We start from the raw sequence: 17,677 nt of genomic DNA, 5'->3' as shown, positions 1-17,677 counted from the left end.
AACGATCACCAGGTGTGTTTAAGTTTGCACAGCAATCACAATCGGCCCACGACCGTCCGCCGGGGCCAATGATAAATGACTGTCCGTTCGATTTGTTATTCGCGCGTCACAATCGACACACAGCGGTGACGGGAATGGGGTTCAGCGGGTGCGGCGCATCGTCTGAACGGCCCAGAGCACGACCGCGGCCAGCGCCAGGGCGGCGCCGACGAGGCACACGGCGGGCCAGCCCGCGGCGGCGTAGGCCGCCCCGGACAGGGCCGAGCCCGCCGCGCCGCCGAGGAAGTAGGTGCCGGTGTAGGCCATGGTGATGCGGCTGCGCGCCTCCGGACGCAGCGCGTACACGGTGCCCAGGTTCGTCACCTGCACGCCCTGCACGGCCAGGTCGAGCAGCAGCACGCCGACGACCAGCGCCACCGGCCAGGTGCCGCCGCCGAGGGCGAGCACACCCCAGCTGAGCAGGAGCAGCACCAGCAGCGTGCCGGTGGTGGCCTTCTCCCAGCCGCGGTCGAGGAACCGGCCGGTGACCCTGGCGGCGTAGGCGCCGATCGCGCCGAGCAGCCCGAACGCGCCGATCACCGCCTCGCCGAACCGGTACGGCTCCCCCGCCAGCAGGAACGCCGAGGACGCCCAGAACGCGCTGAACCCGGCGAAGCACAGGAACCCGTAGGCGCAGCGCAGCCGCAGCACCGGTTCCTCGCGGACGATCGACACGACCGAGCGCAGCAGCGCCGGGTACCGCATCCGGGTGGCCACCGGCACGTCCGGCAGGGTCCGGTGCAGCACGACGGCGAGCACCACCATCAGCACGGCCGCGACCAGGTAGACCGCCCGCCAAGTGCCCGCGACCCCGGCGATGAGCCCGCCGCCGGTGCGCGCCAGCAGGACCCCGACGAGGACCCCGCTCATCACCGTCCCGGTGACCCGGCCGCGCTGCCGGTCGTCGGCGAGCGTGGCCCCGAAGGCGACCATCAGCGGCGCCACGACCGCGGACACGCCCAGCACCGCCGAGATCGCCGTCAGCACCCCGACCGACGGGGCGAACGCGGACGCGGCCTGCACGGCGGCGACCACCGAGAGCAGGGTGACGACCAGCCGCCTGCGGTTGAGCACGTCCGCCAGCGGCACCACCAGCGCCAGCCCGAGGGCGTACCCGGCGGTGGTGACGGTGACCAGCAGCGCCGCGGTGGCACTGCCCACGCCGAACTCGGCGGCGATGGCGGTGAGCAGCGGCTGGGCGTAGTAGATGTTCGCCACCGCCAGCCCGCCCGCGACGGCGAACAACGCGACCATCCGCTCCGACATCCCCGCCCCCGGCTCGGCGCGACGGGGTGCGGACGCTGTCTTCGCCACGGGACCTCCACGGAGATGGACTTCAAACCCCGATCATCCCGCCCCCGGGGACCGCCGTGCCAGGCCGCGCCGAACCCCCCACCCGGTGGTACCAGTACCGCCGGGGGCAGTTTGCGCTGCCGGGTGGTCCGGCGACCGACAGTGATCGAACCGGTCCGCTATGTCCGAATAGGACCTTCGGACCCGGGGCCGAACGGGCGCGTGCTCACCCCGCCGAACGCCGCACCCGCCTGCTGATCGCGCAGGTGAGCCGGGCGGTGCAGGTGCGCCGGTCGTCCTCGTCGGTGATGACGACCTCGTAGGTGGCGCTGGAGCGGCCCTCGTGCAGGGCCGTGGCGACCCCGGTCACCAGCCCCGAGGCGACCCAGCGGTGGTGGGTGCACGACAGGTCGAGCCCGACCGCCTGCCCGCCGGGGCCCGCGTGCAGCCAGGCCGCGAAGGACCCCAGCGTCTCGGCGAACGCGGCGTTCGCGCCGCCGTGCATGATCCCGACCGGCTGCCGGTTCCCGGTGACCGGCATCGTGCCGACGACCAGGCCCGGCCTGCACTCGACGATCACGATGCCGAGCTTGGTGATCAGTTGCTCGGTGGCGTAACCGGGCTGCACCTCGACCGGGAACAGTTCTGCGGTCACCGAAACCTCCAGGGGCTCTGTCCCAGATCGACGGACGCGTCCGGGGAGGCAAGGCTATGTACGCGCCGCCGCCCGCCCGCCACGGGTTGTGGCGCGGGTCACGGTGGTGCTGGGAGTACCCGTATGGCCTTGCCCCGTACAAACCGACGCAGGCAACGGGGCCGCCGGTCCTGTTAGCGTCGCACCAGCAGCCCGCCAGTGCAGCCGGACACCGGCTCCCGGTCGCTGCCACCACCTCACTTCCCCTGACCCACCTAGGCGTTCGCGCGCCGTTGGGAGTTCCACCCATGACCAAACCCGCCTTAGCGCACACCACTGTGGACGACCACCTCGGTGACGGCGCCAAGCGCTTCTTCTCCGCCGGGTACAAGCGCGTCGAGTACACCTTCGGCCCGGTCTCGGCCCTGGTGCTGGACCCGGCCGCGGCCTCGGTCGGCACGCACGTCGGCTTGGGCTACCCGGCCGACTGGTCGAAGAAGTCCGCCGGTGTGGACCTGCGCCCGCACCTGAGCACGATCGACGCGATCCTGTTCGGCGTGCAGCTCAGCGAGCTGGTCCTGGTGCGCGCGTTCCTGCCCACCCCGGAGCAGCACCGGGCGATGTGGGTGCGGAAGGTGGTGATCCGGGCCGGGCAGAGCCCCGAGGAGGACCTGCGCGAGCTGGGCCTGGCCGCGCGGCTGGTGTCCACCCGCGAGGAACCGGGTTCGCTGTGCGGCACGGTGTCGGTGGTGGACTGCGCCGTCGGGTCGATGCGGGTGCGCTGCGAGGTCGAGCACTCCGGCGGCGAGGTCCGCCCCGGCCGCGACACCTACGGCAGCCCGGACGTGCTGCTCGGCCCGGCCGCGAGCCGCTACTACGGCACCGGCTTCACCCGCGGCGGGCACCGCATCGACGACCTGGTGCTGGACCTGCCCGCGCTGCGCGCCACCGCCGCGGTGGAGCTGACCCCGGCGGGTGCCGAGGACGGCATCGAGGGCGCCTACCAGCCCGCGACCACCATGGTCGACGCGTTCGCCACCGGCCTGCAACTGGGCCAGGTGCTGCTCTACGAGCTGGACTCCATGCGCCGCAGCGCGAGCAACACGCTGTGGATGCGCAGCACCACCCTCCAGGTCACCCACCCCGTCCGCCCGGTCGTCGGACCGCTGCCGCTGCTGACCGAGCTGCGCGAGCCCAACCTGATCGAGATGGGCGGCGGCGTGTGGCGCACCGCCGACATCGTCGCCGAACTCGGCGGCGTGCGGTTCACCTGCGCGGTCGCGCACTCGCTGCCGCGCGGCGTCTGAGAAACCCCCAGCCCCACCAGAAGAGGAAACCCATGAAGCTCGCCATCTCCGGCACGTACTCCTCCGGCAAGACCCTCACCTCCTACGCGCTGTCGCACTACATCGGCATCGAGCGCACCCGGGCGCGCACCATGCGCGAGCTGCTGCCGTTCGCGGTGCCCGGCAAGACCCTGGAGCAGTGCAACGGCGCGGAGCTGATCCAGCTCATCGTGCGCAGGCACGTCGAGCGCGTCACCCACGAGAGCCACCTGGTCAACGGCTTCGTCTCCGACGGGTCCTCGCTGCAGGAGTGGCTCTACGGCGCGGTGCGGGTGATCGTCGGCATCAACCCCAACGACTCGGTGCACCTCAGCGACGTCGAGACCGTGGAGAAGACCCCGGAGATGCTGTTCTTCGAGCAGGTCATGGACCAGCTCGGCGTGGCCATCAAGGAGCACGTGAAGAACACCTACGACGCGTTCGTGCACCTGCCCAACGAGCTGGAGCTGGCCAAGGACGGGCACCGCCCGGTCAACGAGCGGTTCCGGCGGCTGGCCGACGAGGGCATCGCCAAGGCCATCGACGAGCTGGGCATCCCCCGCCACGTCATCGGCGGCACCCTCGTGCAGCGGCTCAACGGCATCGTCGACACCTTCGACTTCACCCCGGTGATGGACGTGCACACCGCCATCGAGAAGGCGCAGCAGGAGTACAAGGCGGTCGACATGACCATCGAGACCGACCGCGCCTGGGCCGTCGGCTCCGCGGTCTGACGCCCCCCAGAAAGAACGACAGCCAGCAGAAGCAGAGGAGACACCGCCATGGGGCGTGCCGCAGTCCTCACCGGCATCGGCTCCACCGTGCCCGAGCAGGTCGTCACCAACGACGCGCTGGCCGCGCGGATGGACACCTCCGACGAGTGGATCCGCTCGCGGACCGGCATCCGCGAACGGCGCCGGGTCGGGATCGGCACCGCGACCAGCGACCTGGCCGTGGAGGCCGGGCGCCGGGCGCTGAAGTCGGCGGGCGTGGAGTCCGTCGACGCGCTGGTCCTGGCCACCACCACCCCGGACCACCCGTGCCCGGCGACCGCGCCCACCGTGGCGAGCGGGCTCGGGCTCGGCCCGATCCCGGCGTTCGACGTCGCCGCGGTGTGCTCCGGGTTCCTCTACGCCATGGCCACCGCGGCCGGGCTGATCTCGCTGGGCACCGCGGAGCGGGTGCTGGTGGTGGGCGCGGAGGCGTTCACCACCATCATCGACCCGGACGACCGCAACACCGCGCCGATCTTCGGCGACGGCGCCGGGGCGGTCGTGCTCACCGCCGGGCACCAGTCCGACCGGGGCGCGCTGCTGGCGTTCGACCTCGGCGCGGACGGCGACCTGGCCGACCTGATCGTCGTGCCCGCCGGGGGGTCGCGGCAGCGCACGTCCGGGGTGGAACCGGGGCCGACCGACCACTTCATGAAGATGCAGGGCAGGACGGTGTTCGTCAACGCCGTCAACCGGATGACCGAGTCGTCGCGGACCGTGCTGCGCCGCACCGGCTGGGACCCCGGTTCGGTCGACTGGCTGGTCGGCCACCAGGCCAACGTGCGCATCCTGCACGCGGTGGCCGACCAGCTCGACCTGCCCGAGGAGCGGGCGTTCGTCAACGTCGACAGCTACGGCAACACCGCCGCCGCCTCCATCCCGCTGGCCCTCGACGACGCCGCGCGCGCCGGGCGGCTGGCCCCCGGCGACCGGGTGGTGCTGACCGCGTTCGGCGGCGGCGCCACCTGGGGCGCCATCGCCCTGGAATGGCCTGACCTGGCCGCCCTGTAAGCAGAAGAACACCAAGGGGAGTCGCACATGGACACCACTGTCAACACCCGGGTCGTCGAGCTGGTCGCCGCGAAGGCGGAGCTGCCGGTCGCCGAGCTGGGGCTGGAGCGCACCTTCGAGGACATCGGCCTCGACTCGCTGCACCTGATGGAGATCGCGCTGTGGATGCAGAAGGAGTACGGGGTCGTCATCCCCGAGGGCGACCTGCGCCACGACCAGCCGCTCGGCGAGGCGCTGGCCTACCTCGACGCCAAGACCCGCTGACCGTGGCGCGCGGCCTGGCCTTCTTCGACGTCGACGGCACGCTGATCACCGTCACCAGCATCTTCCGGTTCCTGGCCTTCGACCTGGCCGAGCGCGGCCACCCGCCGTCGGAGTTCGACGCGCGGCTGGCGGCGCTGGGCGCGCTCAAGGCGGCCGGGGCGAGCCGCGAGGAGGCCAACCGGGCCTTCTTCGCCAACTTCGCGGGCCGCCCGGTCGAGGAGCTGGCGGCGGTGGGCAGGCGGTGGTTCGACGCCGAGCGCGCCGCGGGCGGGCTGTTCGTGCCGTCGGCGCTGGCCAGGCTGCGCGCCCACCGGGCGGCGGGCGAGGCGGTGGTGCTGCTGTCCGGCTCGTTCCCGCCGTGCCTGCGCCCGCTGGCCCGGCACGTGCTCGCCGACGTGGTGCTGTGCACCGAACCGGAGGTGCGCGACGGCCGCTACACCGGCGCGGTCGCGCACCCCGTCGTCGGCGCGCGCAAGGCCGTGGCCGCGCGGGAACTGGCCTGGGAGCGCGGGGTCGACCTGGCCGACTGCACCGCCTACGGCGACCACGACTCCGACCTGCCGGTGCTGGAGCTGGTCGGGCACCCGGTCGTCGTCGGCGACGACCCGGTGCTCGCCGCGCACGCCGACCGGCGCGGCTGGGACCGCCTCCCGCTCGCGGTGCCCGCCCCGTGACCCACGACAACACCGCATGACAACCACAGACACACGCACAAACACGAGGAAAACCAGATGAGCGAGCGCATGACCGTCATGCGGACCACCGCGGCCGGGGAGGCGGGGGCGGTGTTCGCCGCCGCCGAGGTGGACCGGCCCACGCCGCTGCCGACCGAGGTGCTGGTGAAGGTGCACGCGGCCGGGGTGAACCCGGTGGACTGGAAGGTCCGCGGCGGGGTGTTCCCGCCCGGCGGCCTCGGCGCCCACCCGTTCGTGCAGGGCTGGGACGTCGCGGGCACGGTCGAGGCCGGTCCCCGGGTGACCCGCTTCTCCCCCGGCGACGAGGTCTTCGGCCTGCTGTGGTTCCCCCGGCAGGCCGGGGCGTACGGCGAGTACGTGACCGCCCCGGCCCGGCAGTTCGCCCGCAAGCCCGCCGGGCTGAGCATGGTCGAGGCGGGGGCGCTGCCGATGGCGGGCCTGACCGCCTGGCAGACCCTGGTCGACGTGGCCGGGATCGGCGCGGGCAGCAAGGTGCTGGTCACCGCCGCCGCGGGCGGGGTGGGGCACCTGGCCGCGCAGATCGCGCACGCCCGCGGCGCCATCGTCACCGGCACCGCCCGCTCCGCCAAGCACGACTTCCTCGCCTCCCTGGGCGTGGACGACGCCGTCGACTACACGCAGGTCGAGGTCGGGCAGACCGTGCGCGACCAGGACGTGGTGCTCGACCTGCTCGGCGGCCCGCACACCATCCCGCTGCTGGACACCCTGCGCCCGGGCGGGCTGCTGATCCTGACCATCGGTGTGATCAGCCCCGAGCTGGCCGCCGCCGCCGAGGCGCGCGGGGTGCGGGTCAGCCCGTTCCTCGTCGAACCCGACCACCAGGGCCTGGAGGCGCTGGCGCGGATGGTCGACCGCGGCGACCTGCGGGTGCACGTCGACCAGGTGTTCCCGCTGGCCGAGGTGGCCAAGGCGCACGAGGTCGGCGAGTCCGACCGCACCACCGGGAAGCTCGTGCTCAGCGTCGCCCGCTGAGCACCCGGTCTCGTCCGAAACCCCGCTCACCCGAGGAGTTCTCGTGTCCACACCCGCGGCGCGGCGCGCCACACCCCTGATCACCCTCATCGCGGTCTGCGTCTCCTGCGGGCTGCTGCCCGCCTCGCTCACCGGCACCTCCATCGCCCTGCCCGCCATCAGCTCCGACCTCGGCGCCGCCCTGGTCAGCCTCCAGTGGGTCGTCAACGCCTACAACCTGGCCTTCGCCGGGGTCATGCTGGCCGCGGGCGCGCTGGCCGACCTGCTGGGCCGCAAGCGGATGTTCGGCGCGGGCCTGGTCGTGTTCGTCGCCTGCACCGCCGGTGTGGGCCTGGTGTCGGACATCGTCACCATCGACGTCCTGCGCGCGGTCGCGGGCATCGGCGCCGCCATGGTGCTGACCGCGGGCTCGGCGCTGCTCGCGCAGGCCTACAGCGGCCCGGCGCAGATGAAGGCGTTCGGCGCGCTCGGGTCCTCCTTCGGCCTCGGGCTGGCGCTCGGCCCGTCCACCTCCGGCATCCTGGTCGACCTGTGGGGCTGGCGGTCGGTGTTCTTCGTGCACGCGGCGATCGCGCTGGCCGTGCTGGTGGCCCTGCCGTCGCTGCGCGAGTCGCGCGACCCGGAGGCCACCGGGGTCGACTGGAAGGGCACCACCACGTTCAGCGGTGGGCTCGTCGCGCTGACCCTGGCGCTGGTGGAGGGCCCGCAGCGCGGCTGGGCCGACCCGCTGGTGCTGGCCCTGTTCGCGGTGTTCGCCGTGCTCATCGCCGGGTTCGTGGTGGTGGAGCGGGCGCAGGTGCGGCCGATGTTCGACCTGAACCTGTTCCGCCAGCCCAAGTTCGTCGCGGTGTGCCTGATGCCGGTGCTGCTGGCGTTCGGGTTCGTCTGCCTGCTGGTGTTCCTGCCGTCGTTCTTCATCGGCATCGCCGGGATGGGCCCGCAGCAGGCCGGGCTGACCATGCTGCTGCTGACCGTGCCGGTGCTGGTGTTCCCGGTGATCGCGGGCGCGGTGGTCAAGGTGGTGCCCACGCACGTGCTGCTCGGCCTGAGCCTGGTCCTGGTCGCCGCGGGCGCCGCCTGGCTGACCACGATCGACCGCGACGCCGCCACCGCCACCCTGATCGGCCCGCTGCTGGTCATCGGCACCGGCGTCGGCATCTCCTTCGGCCTGCTCGACGGCGCCGCGATCGGCACCGTGGACCCGGCCCGGGCGGGCATGGCCGCGGGCATGTTCAACACCATGCGCCTCACCGGTGAGGCGGTGGCCATCGCGGGCATGGGGTCGCTGCTGGTCACCCTCACCCAGGGCAGGCTCGCCGACGGCATCGCCGCCTACCCCGGCACCGGCGAGGTCGGCGAGGTCGCCAACGACCTGGCCCAGGGCCAGCTCGGCGAGGTCGCCGCCACCGTCCCGGAGGCCACCCGCGGCGGGTTCGTCGAGTTCGCCGCCACCGCCTACACCGGCGCCTTCCACACCGTCCTGTGGATCCTGGCCGCGGTCTGCGCCGTCGGCGCCCCGGTGATCGTGCTCATGCTGCGCGAGCGCGCCACCACCCCGTCCCCCGAGGCCGACGCCGCGCTCCCCGCCGCGTCCTGACCTCCCCGACCCAGGAGCAAGCCGATGAGACAGTCCTTACCCGTCCTCGTGGTGGGCGCGGGCCCGGTCGGGCTCACCGCCGCCGCCGAACTGGCCCGCCGCGGCGTCCCGGTCCGGCTGGTCGACAAGGCCGACGGGCCCAGCCCGCTGACCAAGGCCCTGATGGTGTGGCCGCGCACCCTGGAGGTCTTCCGCCTCCTCGGCGGCGCCGAGCACATCAACAGCCGCGGCCTCCCGGTCGAGTCGTTCCGCTACTACTCCGACGCCAAGCAGATCTGCCGCATCCCGTTCGGCCGGGAAACCCAACCGGCGGTCATCACCCAGCCGGACGTGGAAGCCCTGCTGCGCAAGGCCCTCGCCGACGCGGGCGGCACCATCGAGTGGTCCACCACGCTGTCGACCCTCGCCCAGGACGACGACGGCGTCACCGCCACCCTGCTCGGCCCGGACGGCCGGGAGTCCACGGAGCGCTTCGCCTACCTGGTCGGCGCCGACGGCGCGAGCAGCCTGGTCCGCAAGCAGGTCGGCCTGGAGTTCCAGGGCGCCACCTACGCCAACGTCTTCATCCTCGCCGACGTCGCCGTCGACGGCGACCTCCAGCGCGACGCCGTGCACTACTACTGCTCGGGTGCGGGCATCCTGGTCATGGTCCCGCTCTACAACGGCCGCTTCCGCGTCTTCACCGCGGGCCCGCCCGGGATGCGGCCGGAGGACCTGACTGAAGAGGTCCTCCAAGAGTACGTCGACCGCCGCGGCCCCGGCGGCCTGCGCCTGCACGACGTGTCCTGGAAGACCACGTTCAACATCCACGCCCGCCACACCGAGAAGTTCCAGGTCGGCCGCGTCTTCCTGGCGGGCGACTCCGCCCACGTGCACAGCCCCGCGGGCGGCCAGGGCCTCAACACGGGAGTCACCGACGCGCACAACCTGGCGTGGAAGATGGCCTTGGTCCACCGGGGCGCGGCCACCCCGGCCCTGTTCGACAGCTACGGCGTCGAACGCGCCGCGGTGGCGGCGGCGGTCGTCAAGCAGGCCGAGGTCCAGACCAAGGCGTGGATGCTGAAGAAGAAGTGGCAGTCGGTCGCCCGGGACGTGGCGGCGGGCCTGGCGCAGAAACTCGGCCTGTTCGACCGCTACTACTCCCCGTGGCTGGCGGGCCTGACCAACTCCTACCCGGAGAACCTCGCCGTGTCCGGCCCGGTCGCCCGCCGCGCGGGCACCGCCCGCGACCGGATCCTCAGCGGCCACCTCCTGCCCGCGCACGACGTCCGGGTGGGTTCGGAGGTGGCGGGCCTGCGCGCCTCGATGCCCATCGACCGCTACACCCTCCTGGTCTGCCTCCCCGACCCCTCCCTGGGCCGCTCGGCCCAGGCGGCGGTCGACGGCCTGCTGGCCACCCACCCGGACCTCCTGACCATCCGAGTCCTCACCGGCGACGGGGTCCTCACGGACAACCCGCGCCTGGGCTGGCCGGCATCGAGCCAGTCGAAGCTGTTCAGCCCCAAGGGCTTCACGGTCGCACTGGTCCGCCCGGACGGCTACGTGGCCGCCGTGGACACCACCCCCGACCTGCCCACCCTGCGCACCCACCTGACCACCATCGCCGTCCCCGCCGCACCGGCACACAAGGAGAAGACCGCATGACCAGCGTCACCGTCCGCGACACCGCCACCACCATCCAGGAGTTCTTCACCCGCTTCGGCGCGGGCGACGTCCCCGGCATGGTGGAACTGTTCGCCACCCCCGTGGACTTCGCCGTCGCGGGCGCCGAGGACGTCGTCCCGTGGACCGGCACCCGCACCGACCACCCGGCCGTGACCGAGTTCCTCCGCATCGCCACCGAGGACATCGCCACGGAGAAGTTCGACATCGACAAGATCATCGTCGACGGCCAGGACGGGGTGGTGCTGGGATCGTTCGCCCACCGGATCACCCGCACGGGCAAGCTCTTCGAGAGCACCTTCGTCCTGCACGTCGTGGTCACCGACGGCCTGATCACCAAGTACCACATGTTCGAGGACAGCCACGGCGCCGCCCAGGCCTGGAGCTAGTCGGGTCTTCCCCCGGGAGCCTCACCGATCCCCTGGCCCGAGGTTCCCGGGGTGGAGGAAGCGGGCTCTGGTCTCCGATCGCGGAGGCCAGAGCCCGCTTTGCTCGTCGGGTTTCCCACGACAAGTGGGAAGCGGACGTCTCACGCGGTCGCCCGTACGGCCCCTGTCGCAGGCGCAGGGGTGGGGGCATCCTTGGCGTTCGGCGCGCACTCGCGCCCACACGGCCCCCAGCACCGCCGGATGGAGATCAACGATGATCAACCCGTTCCGCACCGCCGCAACCGTTCTGGTGTCAGCCGCCTGCGCCTCGGCGCTGCTCGTACTGGGCCCGGCCGCCCCGGCCTCGGCCGGGGTGCTCGACGTGACCTGCACCCCACCCAGCAGCGAGACCGTCGCCTTCACCCCGCCGCTGACCATGACCCCGCAAACCGTCACCGTCAACACCTCGACGCAGTACGGGCCGTGCGTGTCGGCGAGCAACCCCGCCCTGACCTCCGGCACCCGCACCAACACCAGCTCGGCCCCGGGCCAGACCTGCCTCGAACTGCTGACCAACGGGACCACCACCTTCACCATCACCTGGAACACCGGCCAGACCTCGACCATCTCCGCCAACCGCACCTCCACCGTCGTGGGGGCGGCCCTGGTGACCACCCACACCGGCACGGTCACCTCCGGCCTGTTCGCCGGGAGCACCGTCCTGCAGGTCCTCACCGGCGCGGCGGCCGACGTGCTGCTGTGCACCACGGGCCTGGGCAAGGTCGCCGGCATCTACTCCGTGGTCACCCTGGAGATCACCTCGGTCTGAACCACCGCACTCGAACGCGCCGAGCGGGTCCGGAGCTGGAGGGCTTCCCCCGAGAGCTTCACCGAATGGTCCGGGTCCTCGGGTGGAGGAAGGCGGTGTGGGTGGCGGTCGCAGTGGGGTCCCGGGCTCCTCTGCGGTCGCGGAGGCAGTGGTGGGTGTGGACATCGGTGTTGTTCCTCGGCTTCGTGCTGGTGGCGGGATCACCCCGGGGCGTGAATCGATGGTGGTGCGGTAGGAAGGACCTCGTGCACTACGAGGTGTCCGGAAACGTGCAGGGGTCCGTGTTGCAGGCGCGGGACATCTACCTGCGCTCATCCGGCCTGACCGCGCTTTCCGGCCTGCCGCCGGTGGTCGGCGGGTTCACCGGGCGTGATGAAGACCTTTCCACGGTTGCCGAGGCCCTGCACTCACCTCGTCCGGTCGTGGTGTCGACCATCGTGGGGCTCGCAGGCGTCGGGAAGACCACGTTGGCGGTGAAGGCCGCCCACAACGCTCGTGAGGCAGGTCTGTTCCCCGGTGGGGTCCTCTTCATCGACCTGCAGGGGTACTCGCCCCAGACGCGAGTCGAACCCCCCACCGCGCTCTCGGTGTTCCTGCACGCGCTCGGCGTGCCTGCCGATCAGGTGCCTGCGGAGCAGGCGGCGCGCGAGGCCCTCTACCGCACCAGGTTGGCCGACCACGACGCGCCGTTGTTGATCGTGCTGGACAACGCGTCGTCCGAGGACCAGGTCAGACCGCTGCTACCACCTGGTGCCGCGCACCGGGTGCTCATCACGAGCAGGCACACCCTCAGCGGGTTGCGGGGTGCGCGCAGGATACCGCTCGACGTGCTGTCCGTGGACGAGTCGGTGACCATGGTGGATGACAACCTGCGCGCTGCGGATCCCACGGACACGCGGATCCACACCGACCTGGGAGCGAAGCACGAGATCGCTCGACTGTGCGGCCGACTTCCCCTGGCGCTGACCATCGTCTCGGCCATGCTGTCGGACGATCCGGATCTGCCGCTCGCCGAGGTGGCCGGGACGTTGCGCGATGCGACCACGAGGCTCGGTGAGCTGAGCCAGCACGACGACCTCGCCATGCGTGCGGCGTTCGCCCTGTCCTACGCCCGCCTCCGGGCCGCTGAAGCCCGGCTGTTCCGGCTGATGTCGCTCAATCCGGGGAGGCAGGTGAGCGCGGAAGCAGCCGCCGCGCTGGGCGACCTGACACCGCAGGAGACGAGAAAGCTGCTGACCGGCTTGCGACGCGCCAACATGATCGACGGTGGTGAGCCGCGTGGCTGGTTCCGGTTCCACGACCTGCTCCGGTTGTACGCCGCTGACCGCGTAGCGGCGGAGGAGCCGGACGACGCCCGCCGGGCGGCGATCCGTCGACTGATCGACTTCTACGTCGCCACGACCGAAGCGGCGGAGCGGGACCGGTCATCGGTCGAGACCCGCAGGCAGGCACACGCTTGGTTGGAGACGGAGCGCCCCAACCTGGTCGGCGCCATCGCGCTCGCCCACCAGCAAGGCCACTACGAACTCGTGCTGCGCCTGGCGTTCGCCATGGGCACGTTCCTCTTCTACCGCCGCCGACGCGGGGAGGACGGCCTCACCTCCTACCAGTTGGCCCTCGACTCCGCACTCCGGCGCGGCGACCGGTACAGCGAAGCCAAGGTGCTCCGCGGCCTCGGTCGGATCCACCGCGAGATGAACCACCCCGACGCCGCAGCGGAGCAGTTCGCGGCCGCCGCCGCGATCAGTCGAACCATCGGCGACCACCGAGGTCAAGCGCGCGCATCACACAGCCTGGGCTCGATCCACCGCCGCGCGGGCCGCTTCGACGCCGCCTGGGAGCAGTACCGCCGCGCCCTGACCGCGTTCCGGACGGCGGGCGACCCCGCAGGCGAGAGCCAGATCCACTTCAGCATGGGCACCCTGGCCCGCAACGACCAAGAACCTGACACAGCCCTCGACCACTACCACACCAGCCTCGAGATCAGCCGCCGGATCGGCAGGCACGACCTGGAAGGCCGAGCGCTCAGACGACTCGCGCTGATGGCCGAGGACCGCGGCGATGCCACCACCGCCCGCAGGTACCTGGATGCCGCTGTCACCGCGTACACCACAGCCGGTGATCACCACCGTGCCGGCCGCTACCGCGCTCAGCTCAGGTCCGAGGACTCGTAGGAGATCCGTTCGACCTGCACCGACAGGCAGTCGTGTTCGCCGCGGCAGTCTGCCGTTCAGCGCCGGATCAGTCCGTGGCTGGTTCCTGGCGGGGCTGGGTGCGCTCCGCGGGCGGGGCCGTCCACATCATCAGCAGTTCCAAGGCAGCCGCGGCGGGGCTGGCCGGTTCCGGGGAGAAGGTGACCAGCCGTTGGTCGGTCTCGCCCGGGAGTTCGAAGTTCTCGAACCGCAGCGGCAGTTCACCCACCACCGGGTGGCGGAAGCGCTTGGTGCCGTGGGTGCGCTGCTTGACGTCGCGGCCCGCCCACAGGGTGCGGAAGACCTCGCTCTTCATCGTCAGTTCCCCGAGCAGGGTGGCCAGCGCCTCGTCGTTCGGGTGGCGGCTGGCGGCGAGGCGCAGCGCACCCGCCGTGGCGCGCTGGACGTCGTGCCAGTCGACGAAGCGGTTCTGGCTCTCCGGGGAGAGGAAGCCGAAGCGGGCGAGGTTGCGGTCGCGGGGTGCGGCGGCGGGGAAGTCGAAGAAGAGTTGGCGGGAGAGGTGGTTCCAGGCGAGGACGTCCATGCGGTGGTTGATGACCAGGGCGGGGATGCGGTCCATCATGCCCAGCAGTTGCACCAGCTCGGTGCGGGCGCGTTCGGCCCTGGGCGCCCTGGGGGTGGACGTCCTGGGGTTGGCCAGGCCCTCCAGGTAGCGGCGTTCGACGTCGTCGAGTTCGAGGGCTCGGGCGAGGGCGTCCAGGACGCCCTCGGAGGGGCGTTGGGCGCGGCCCTGTTCCAGGCGGACGTAGTACTCGACGCTGATGCCCGCCAGGGCGGCGACCTCCTCGCGGCGCAGTCCGGCGACCCGGCGGCGGCTGATGACCTCGATGCCCGCGCGGGCGGGGTCGAGGCGGGCGCGTCGGGACTTGAGGAACCGGCCCAGCTCGTTGCGATCGTCCACGCGACCAGTGTGCCGCACCGGCGGGCGGGCAGCGTGGGTCTGCCAGTACCAGTAACGGCAGGGGTCTGGATGGGGGCCCGCCGGGGGACCAGAGTTCACCCCGGGCGCCGGGTCGGCGCCGAACCCCCGCACGAAAGGCTCGACCGCATGTGCCACAGCACCGACAGCAGGCCCCCCGCCCTCGACAACCCCGGTGAGGTCGCCGAAGAAGGTCTGCTGGAGCTGACCTCGGCGGATGGCACGACCTTCTCCGCTTTCCGCGCGATCCCCGCCGCGCCCAACGGGGTCAACATCGTGATCCTGCCGGACATCCGCGGCACGCACCCCTACTACCAGGCGCTGGCGAACCGGTTCGCCCAGGCCGGGTACACCGTCGCGGCGATCGACTACTACGGGCGGACGGCCGGGCCGGGGCTGCGGGACGAGAACTTCGAGTGGAAGCCGCTGCTGCCGCAGGTCAAGTCGGAGGAGGTGGCCGCTGACGTGGCCGCCGCCGCGGAGTACCTGACGCAGTTCAACACCGGCCCGGTGTTCACCGTGGGGTTCTGCTTCGGTGGCGGGCAGTCGTGGCGGATGTCGGCGACCGACCTCGGGGTCACCGGGTCGATCGGCTTCTACGGGCTGCCGCGGCTGGTGGAGGACGTCGTCGACGACATCTCCGCGCCGCTGCTGCTGCTGCTCGCCGGGGAGGACGTGGCGACCTCGCAGGACGAGTTCCAGGCGTTCGCGGGCAAGCTCGACGCCGCGGGCAAGGACTACGACCTGCACGTCTACGAGGGTGCGCCGCACTCCTTCTTCGACGCCACCTACGACCAGTGGCAGGAGGCGTGCGACGACGCCTGGGCCCGGATGGTCACCTTCATCGAGACCCACTCGGCGAAGGTCCCCGCCTGATCCCGGTGGTGGGGCGGACCCCGCCCCACCACCCCCGGCCGAAGGAGCACCACCGTGAGCACCGAACGCTTCGAGCGCGGCGCCGCCCGCCTGGCCGAGATGGGCGGCGACATCGACAACATCGTCGCCCCGCTGGCCGAGGTGGCCCCGGACCTGGCCCGGTTCGTCGGCGAGTTCGCCTTCGGCGACCTCTACACCCGGCCCGGCCTGGACCTGCGGCAGCGGCAGCTCGCCACCATCGCCGCCCTGGTCACCCTGGGCGACACCGAGCGGCAGTTGCGGTTCCACATCAATGCCGCGCTCACCGTGGGCCTCACGCCCGCGGAGATCGTCGAGACGATCATCCACCTGCTGGCCTTCGCCGGTAACCCGCGCGTGTTCAACGCCATGCTGGTCGCCAAGTCGGTCTTCGCCGACCGCGACCTGCTCCCGGTCGTCGGCTGACCCACTCCCCCCGCCGGGCGCCACCACCCGGACCCGGGCCCCACGACGGGCTCCGGGGAGACCGGTGGTCGTGCCCGGGCGGTCAGCCGACGTGGGGAATGCCCCGGTGCCCCGCCATCCCCCGGCGGGGCACCGGGGTTTCCGCTGTGCGCACGGGGAAAAGTGTCGGGAAACTGTCGTGCGCTCCAGCGGTTCCACACCCGCGCTCTTCCGGCATGGTTGACCGGACGACGCGCGAACGGTGAGGGGAGTGTCGTGAGCGGACAGGTGTTCCTGAGCCACACCGGGGCGGACGCGGACGAGGTCGACGCGCTGGAGCGGGCGTTGACCGACCGCGGGATCGACGTGTTCCGGGACCGGGGCAGCGCACCGTTCGACCCCGTCCCGGCCGCGCGGCGCGACGCGCTCGATTCCTCGGTGCTGCTGCTGGCCTTCTACTCGCGGCGCTACCCCACGCGCTCCTCCTGCCAGGGCGAACTCACCCGGGCCTTCCTGTCCGCGCTGCACCACGGCGAGGACCCGGGCGAGCGGATCGTGGTGCTGAACCCGGAACCCGGTGCCGAGCACATCAGCCCACCCGAACTGGCCGGGGCGGCGCTCCCGTACCGGGGACCGGACTCCGTCCCCGCGGTCGTCGACGCCGTCGCCACCAGGCTCGGGTACCAGCCGATGGGCGGACCGCCCGAGGCGGGTCCGGGTGAGTGCCTCCCCCGACCGCGGCGGCTGGTCGGGCGCCACCAGGCACTCTGGGCGGTGCACCACGGCCTGTCCACCCCGAACGGGGTGGTGTGGTTGCGAGCGCCCGCGGGCGCGGGGACGACAACCCTGGCCGAGCGGTACGGCCTGCTGTTCCGCGACGCCCACCCGGGCGGGCAGGCGTGGACGACGCTGGGCGGACCGGACTCCGGCGCCCGCTGGGCGGCCGAGGTGAGCCGGGTGGCCCGCACCTGGTTCGGCCTGGACGTCACCGGACTGCGCCCCCGGCAGGCGCGGGCGGCGCTGGCGCAGCGGTTGAGCGAGGCGGGGGAACCGGTGCTGTGGGTGGTCGACGACGTGCCGGAGGGGCTGGACCCGAGCGCGCTGGACGAACTCGTGCTCCCCTCCCCGGTGGTCCGCACCATCCTCATCGGACGGAGTGGGTCACCGGGCGGGCGCGTGGCGGAGGTTTCCCTCGACGGGTTGACCGCGGACGAGGTGGAGGAGCTGTTCGCCGAGCGGTGGCCCGGGATGGCCGAGGACGAGCGGCGGGCCGTCGGCGAGCTGGCCGAGCGCTGCCACGGGAACCCGCTGCTGCTCGCCGTGGCGGCGCAGACCGTGGGCGGCGAGAAGCTGGCAGCCTTTCCCGGCGGCCTGGAGGGGTTGCTCGCGGTGGTCCGGGAATGCGGGGACCACGCCCGGGTGGTCCTCGGCTTCGCCTCGCTGCTCGCGCCCGTGCCGTTCGGCGGGGAACTGGTGACCGAGGGCGTCACGGAGGTCCTCGGCGTGCGGGCGCCGATGCTGGTGGCGCGGGCGCTCGACGAACTGGACCGGCGCTGCCTGCTGCACCGGGTGGCCCGCGGCGGGCACGGCCAGGCGTGGCGGCTGCCCGCCCAGGTGGCCGAGGCGGTGCGCCGCGGCGTGGCCGCCCCGCTGCTGGACGCGCTCACCGGCCGGGCCGCCTGGCTCGTCGAGCGGGCGCTGGCGGTCGCCGGGGACGACCCGGACCTGTGCGCGCACGCGCGGGCGCTGGTGGCGAACCGGGC

17 protein-coding genes are annotated in these 17,677 nt (G+C 72.5%); 14 read left to right on the top strand and 3 right to left on the bottom strand.

Annotation, left to right across the window (positions count from 1 at the left end; genetic code table 11):
• Positions 1-141: 141 nt before the first annotated feature.
• Both L6E12_RS27590 and L6E12_RS27585 read right to left on the bottom strand, forming a co-directional pair.
• Positions 142-1,353, bottom strand: a complete 1,212-nt coding sequence (locus tag L6E12_RS27590) for an MFS transporter (RefSeq protein ID WP_236230842.1) — start codon at positions 1,351-1,353, stop codon at positions 142-144.
• Positions 1,354-1,558: 205 nt separating this feature from the next.
• The gene (locus L6E12_RS27585) at positions 1,559-1,987 is read right to left on the bottom strand and encodes a hotdog fold thioesterase (RefSeq protein WP_236230841.1); all 429 of its coding nucleotides are present in this window, start codon (positions 1,985-1,987) and stop codon (positions 1,559-1,561) included.
• A 287-nt stretch (positions 1,988-2,274) separates the two neighbouring features.
• Between L6E12_RS27585 and L6E12_RS27580 the strand changes: the two genes are divergently transcribed.
• The 11 genes from L6E12_RS27580 to L6E12_RS27530 all read left to right on the top strand — a co-directional run bounded on the left by L6E12_RS27580 (position 2,275) and on the right by L6E12_RS27530 (position 13,657).
• Positions 2,275-3,273, top strand: a complete 999-nt coding sequence (locus L6E12_RS27580; protein ID WP_236230840.1) for an AvrD family protein — start codon at positions 2,275-2,277, stop codon at positions 3,271-3,273.
• A 32-nt stretch (positions 3,274-3,305) separates the two neighbouring features.
• Entirely contained in the window at positions 3,306-4,025 is a 720-nt protein-coding gene (locus L6E12_RS27575; RefSeq protein WP_035278620.1) for an AAA family ATPase, read from the top strand.
• Between the two features lie 48 nt (positions 4,026-4,073).
• A complete protein-coding gene (locus L6E12_RS27570) occupies positions 4,074-5,075 on the top strand; it encodes a beta-ketoacyl-ACP synthase III (RefSeq protein ID WP_236230839.1) in 1,002 nt (333 codons plus the stop codon).
• 27 nt (positions 5,076-5,102) lie between these two features.
• A complete protein-coding gene (locus L6E12_RS27565; RefSeq protein ID WP_035278618.1) occupies positions 5,103-5,339 on the top strand; it encodes an acyl carrier protein in 237 nt (78 codons plus the stop codon).
• Positions 5,340-5,341: 2 nt separating this feature from the next.
• Positions 5,342-6,013 (top strand): HAD family phosphatase, encoded by a 672-nt coding sequence (locus tag L6E12_RS27560; RefSeq protein ID WP_236230838.1) that lies wholly within the window; start codon positions 5,342-5,344, stop codon positions 6,011-6,013.
• A 57-nt stretch (positions 6,014-6,070) separates the two neighbouring features.
• Positions 6,071-7,027, top strand: coding sequence for an NADP-dependent oxidoreductase (locus tag L6E12_RS27555; RefSeq protein ID WP_236230837.1), 957 nt, complete (start codon positions 6,071-6,073; stop codon positions 7,025-7,027).
• 43 nt (positions 7,028-7,070) lie between these two features.
• Positions 7,071-8,624, top strand: coding sequence for an MFS transporter (locus L6E12_RS27550; protein WP_236230836.1), 1,554 nt, complete (start codon positions 7,071-7,073; stop codon positions 8,622-8,624).
• A 24-nt stretch (positions 8,625-8,648) separates the two neighbouring features.
• Positions 8,649-10,268, top strand: a complete 1,620-nt coding sequence (locus tag L6E12_RS27545) for an FAD-dependent monooxygenase (RefSeq protein WP_236230835.1) — start codon at positions 8,649-8,651, stop codon at positions 10,266-10,268.
• Entirely contained in the window at positions 10,265-10,675 is a 411-nt protein-coding gene (locus tag L6E12_RS27540; protein ID WP_236230834.1) for a nuclear transport factor 2 family protein, read from the top strand. The genes L6E12_RS27545 and L6E12_RS27540 overlap by 4 nt, the downstream gene beginning before the upstream one ends.
• A gap of 253 nt (positions 10,676-10,928) precedes the next feature.
• The gene (locus L6E12_RS27535) at positions 10,929-11,483 is read left to right on the top strand and encodes a hypothetical protein (protein ID WP_236230855.1); all 555 of its coding nucleotides are present in this window, start codon (positions 10,929-10,931) and stop codon (positions 11,481-11,483) included.
• 65 nt (positions 11,484-11,548) lie between these two features.
• Positions 11,549-13,657: a tetratricopeptide repeat protein gene (locus L6E12_RS27530; protein ID WP_236230833.1), complete on the top strand. Its 2,109-nt coding sequence runs from the start codon at positions 11,549-11,551 to the stop codon at positions 13,655-13,657.
• A 67-nt stretch (positions 13,658-13,724) separates the two neighbouring features.
• On the opposite strand, the gene L6E12_RS27525 is transcribed toward L6E12_RS27530, so the two are convergent.
• A complete protein-coding gene (locus L6E12_RS27525) occupies positions 13,725-14,597 on the bottom strand; it encodes a helix-turn-helix transcriptional regulator (protein ID WP_236230832.1) in 873 nt (290 codons plus the stop codon).
• A 147-nt stretch (positions 14,598-14,744) separates the two neighbouring features.
• Between L6E12_RS27525 and L6E12_RS27520 the strand changes: the two genes are divergently transcribed.
• The 3 genes from L6E12_RS27520 to L6E12_RS27510 all read left to right on the top strand — a co-directional run.
• Complete coding sequence (locus L6E12_RS27520; RefSeq protein WP_236230831.1) at positions 14,745-15,491, top strand: dienelactone hydrolase family protein; 747 nt, start codon at positions 14,745-14,747, stop codon at positions 15,489-15,491.
• 54 nt (positions 15,492-15,545) lie between these two features.
• Positions 15,546-15,935: a carboxymuconolactone decarboxylase family protein gene (locus tag L6E12_RS27515; protein ID WP_035278600.1), complete on the top strand. Its 390-nt coding sequence runs from the start codon at positions 15,546-15,548 to the stop codon at positions 15,933-15,935.
• Positions 15,936-16,190: 255 nt separating this feature from the next.
• The coding region (locus L6E12_RS27510) for a toll/interleukin-1 receptor domain-containing protein (protein WP_236230830.1) at positions 16,191-17,677 on the top strand (1,487 nt) is incomplete at its 3' end.

The organism is Actinokineospora sp. PR83, assembly GCF_021056305.1.
GTDB lineage: Bacteria > Actinomycetota > Actinomycetes > Mycobacteriales > Pseudonocardiaceae > Actinokineospora > Actinokineospora spheciospongiae.
Note: the sequence above shows the minus strand (reverse complement) of the source record. Positions and strands in the feature narration are given on the sequence as shown.

Coding starts and splice junctions, on each gene's coding strand:
- L6E12_RS27580 (WP_236230840.1), top strand. CDS start 2,275: ATGACCAAACCCGCCTTAGCGCACACCACTGTGGACGACCACCTCGGT.
- L6E12_RS27575 (WP_035278620.1), top strand. CDS start 3,306: ATGAAGCTCGCCATCTCCGGCACGTACTCCTCCGGCAAGACCCTCACC.
- L6E12_RS27570 (WP_236230839.1), top strand. CDS start 4,074: ATGGGGCGTGCCGCAGTCCTCACCGGCATCGGCTCCACCGTGCCCGAG.
- L6E12_RS27565 (WP_035278618.1), top strand. CDS start 5,103: ATGGACACCACTGTCAACACCCGGGTCGTCGAGCTGGTCGCCGCGAAG.
- L6E12_RS27555 (WP_236230837.1), top strand. CDS start 6,071: ATGAGCGAGCGCATGACCGTCATGCGGACCACCGCGGCCGGGGAGGCG.
- L6E12_RS27545 (WP_236230835.1), top strand. CDS start 8,649: ATGAGACAGTCCTTACCCGTCCTCGTGGTGGGCGCGGGCCCGGTCGGG.
- L6E12_RS27540 (WP_236230834.1), top strand. CDS start 10,265: ATGACCAGCGTCACCGTCCGCGACACCGCCACCACCATCCAGGAGTTC.
- L6E12_RS27535 (WP_236230855.1), top strand. CDS start 10,929: ATGATCAACCCGTTCCGCACCGCCGCAACCGTTCTGGTGTCAGCCGCC.
- L6E12_RS27530 (WP_236230833.1), top strand. CDS start 11,549: ATGGTCCGGGTCCTCGGGTGGAGGAAGGCGGTGTGGGTGGCGGTCGCA.
- L6E12_RS27520 (WP_236230831.1), top strand. CDS start 14,745: ATGTGCCACAGCACCGACAGCAGGCCCCCCGCCCTCGACAACCCCGGT.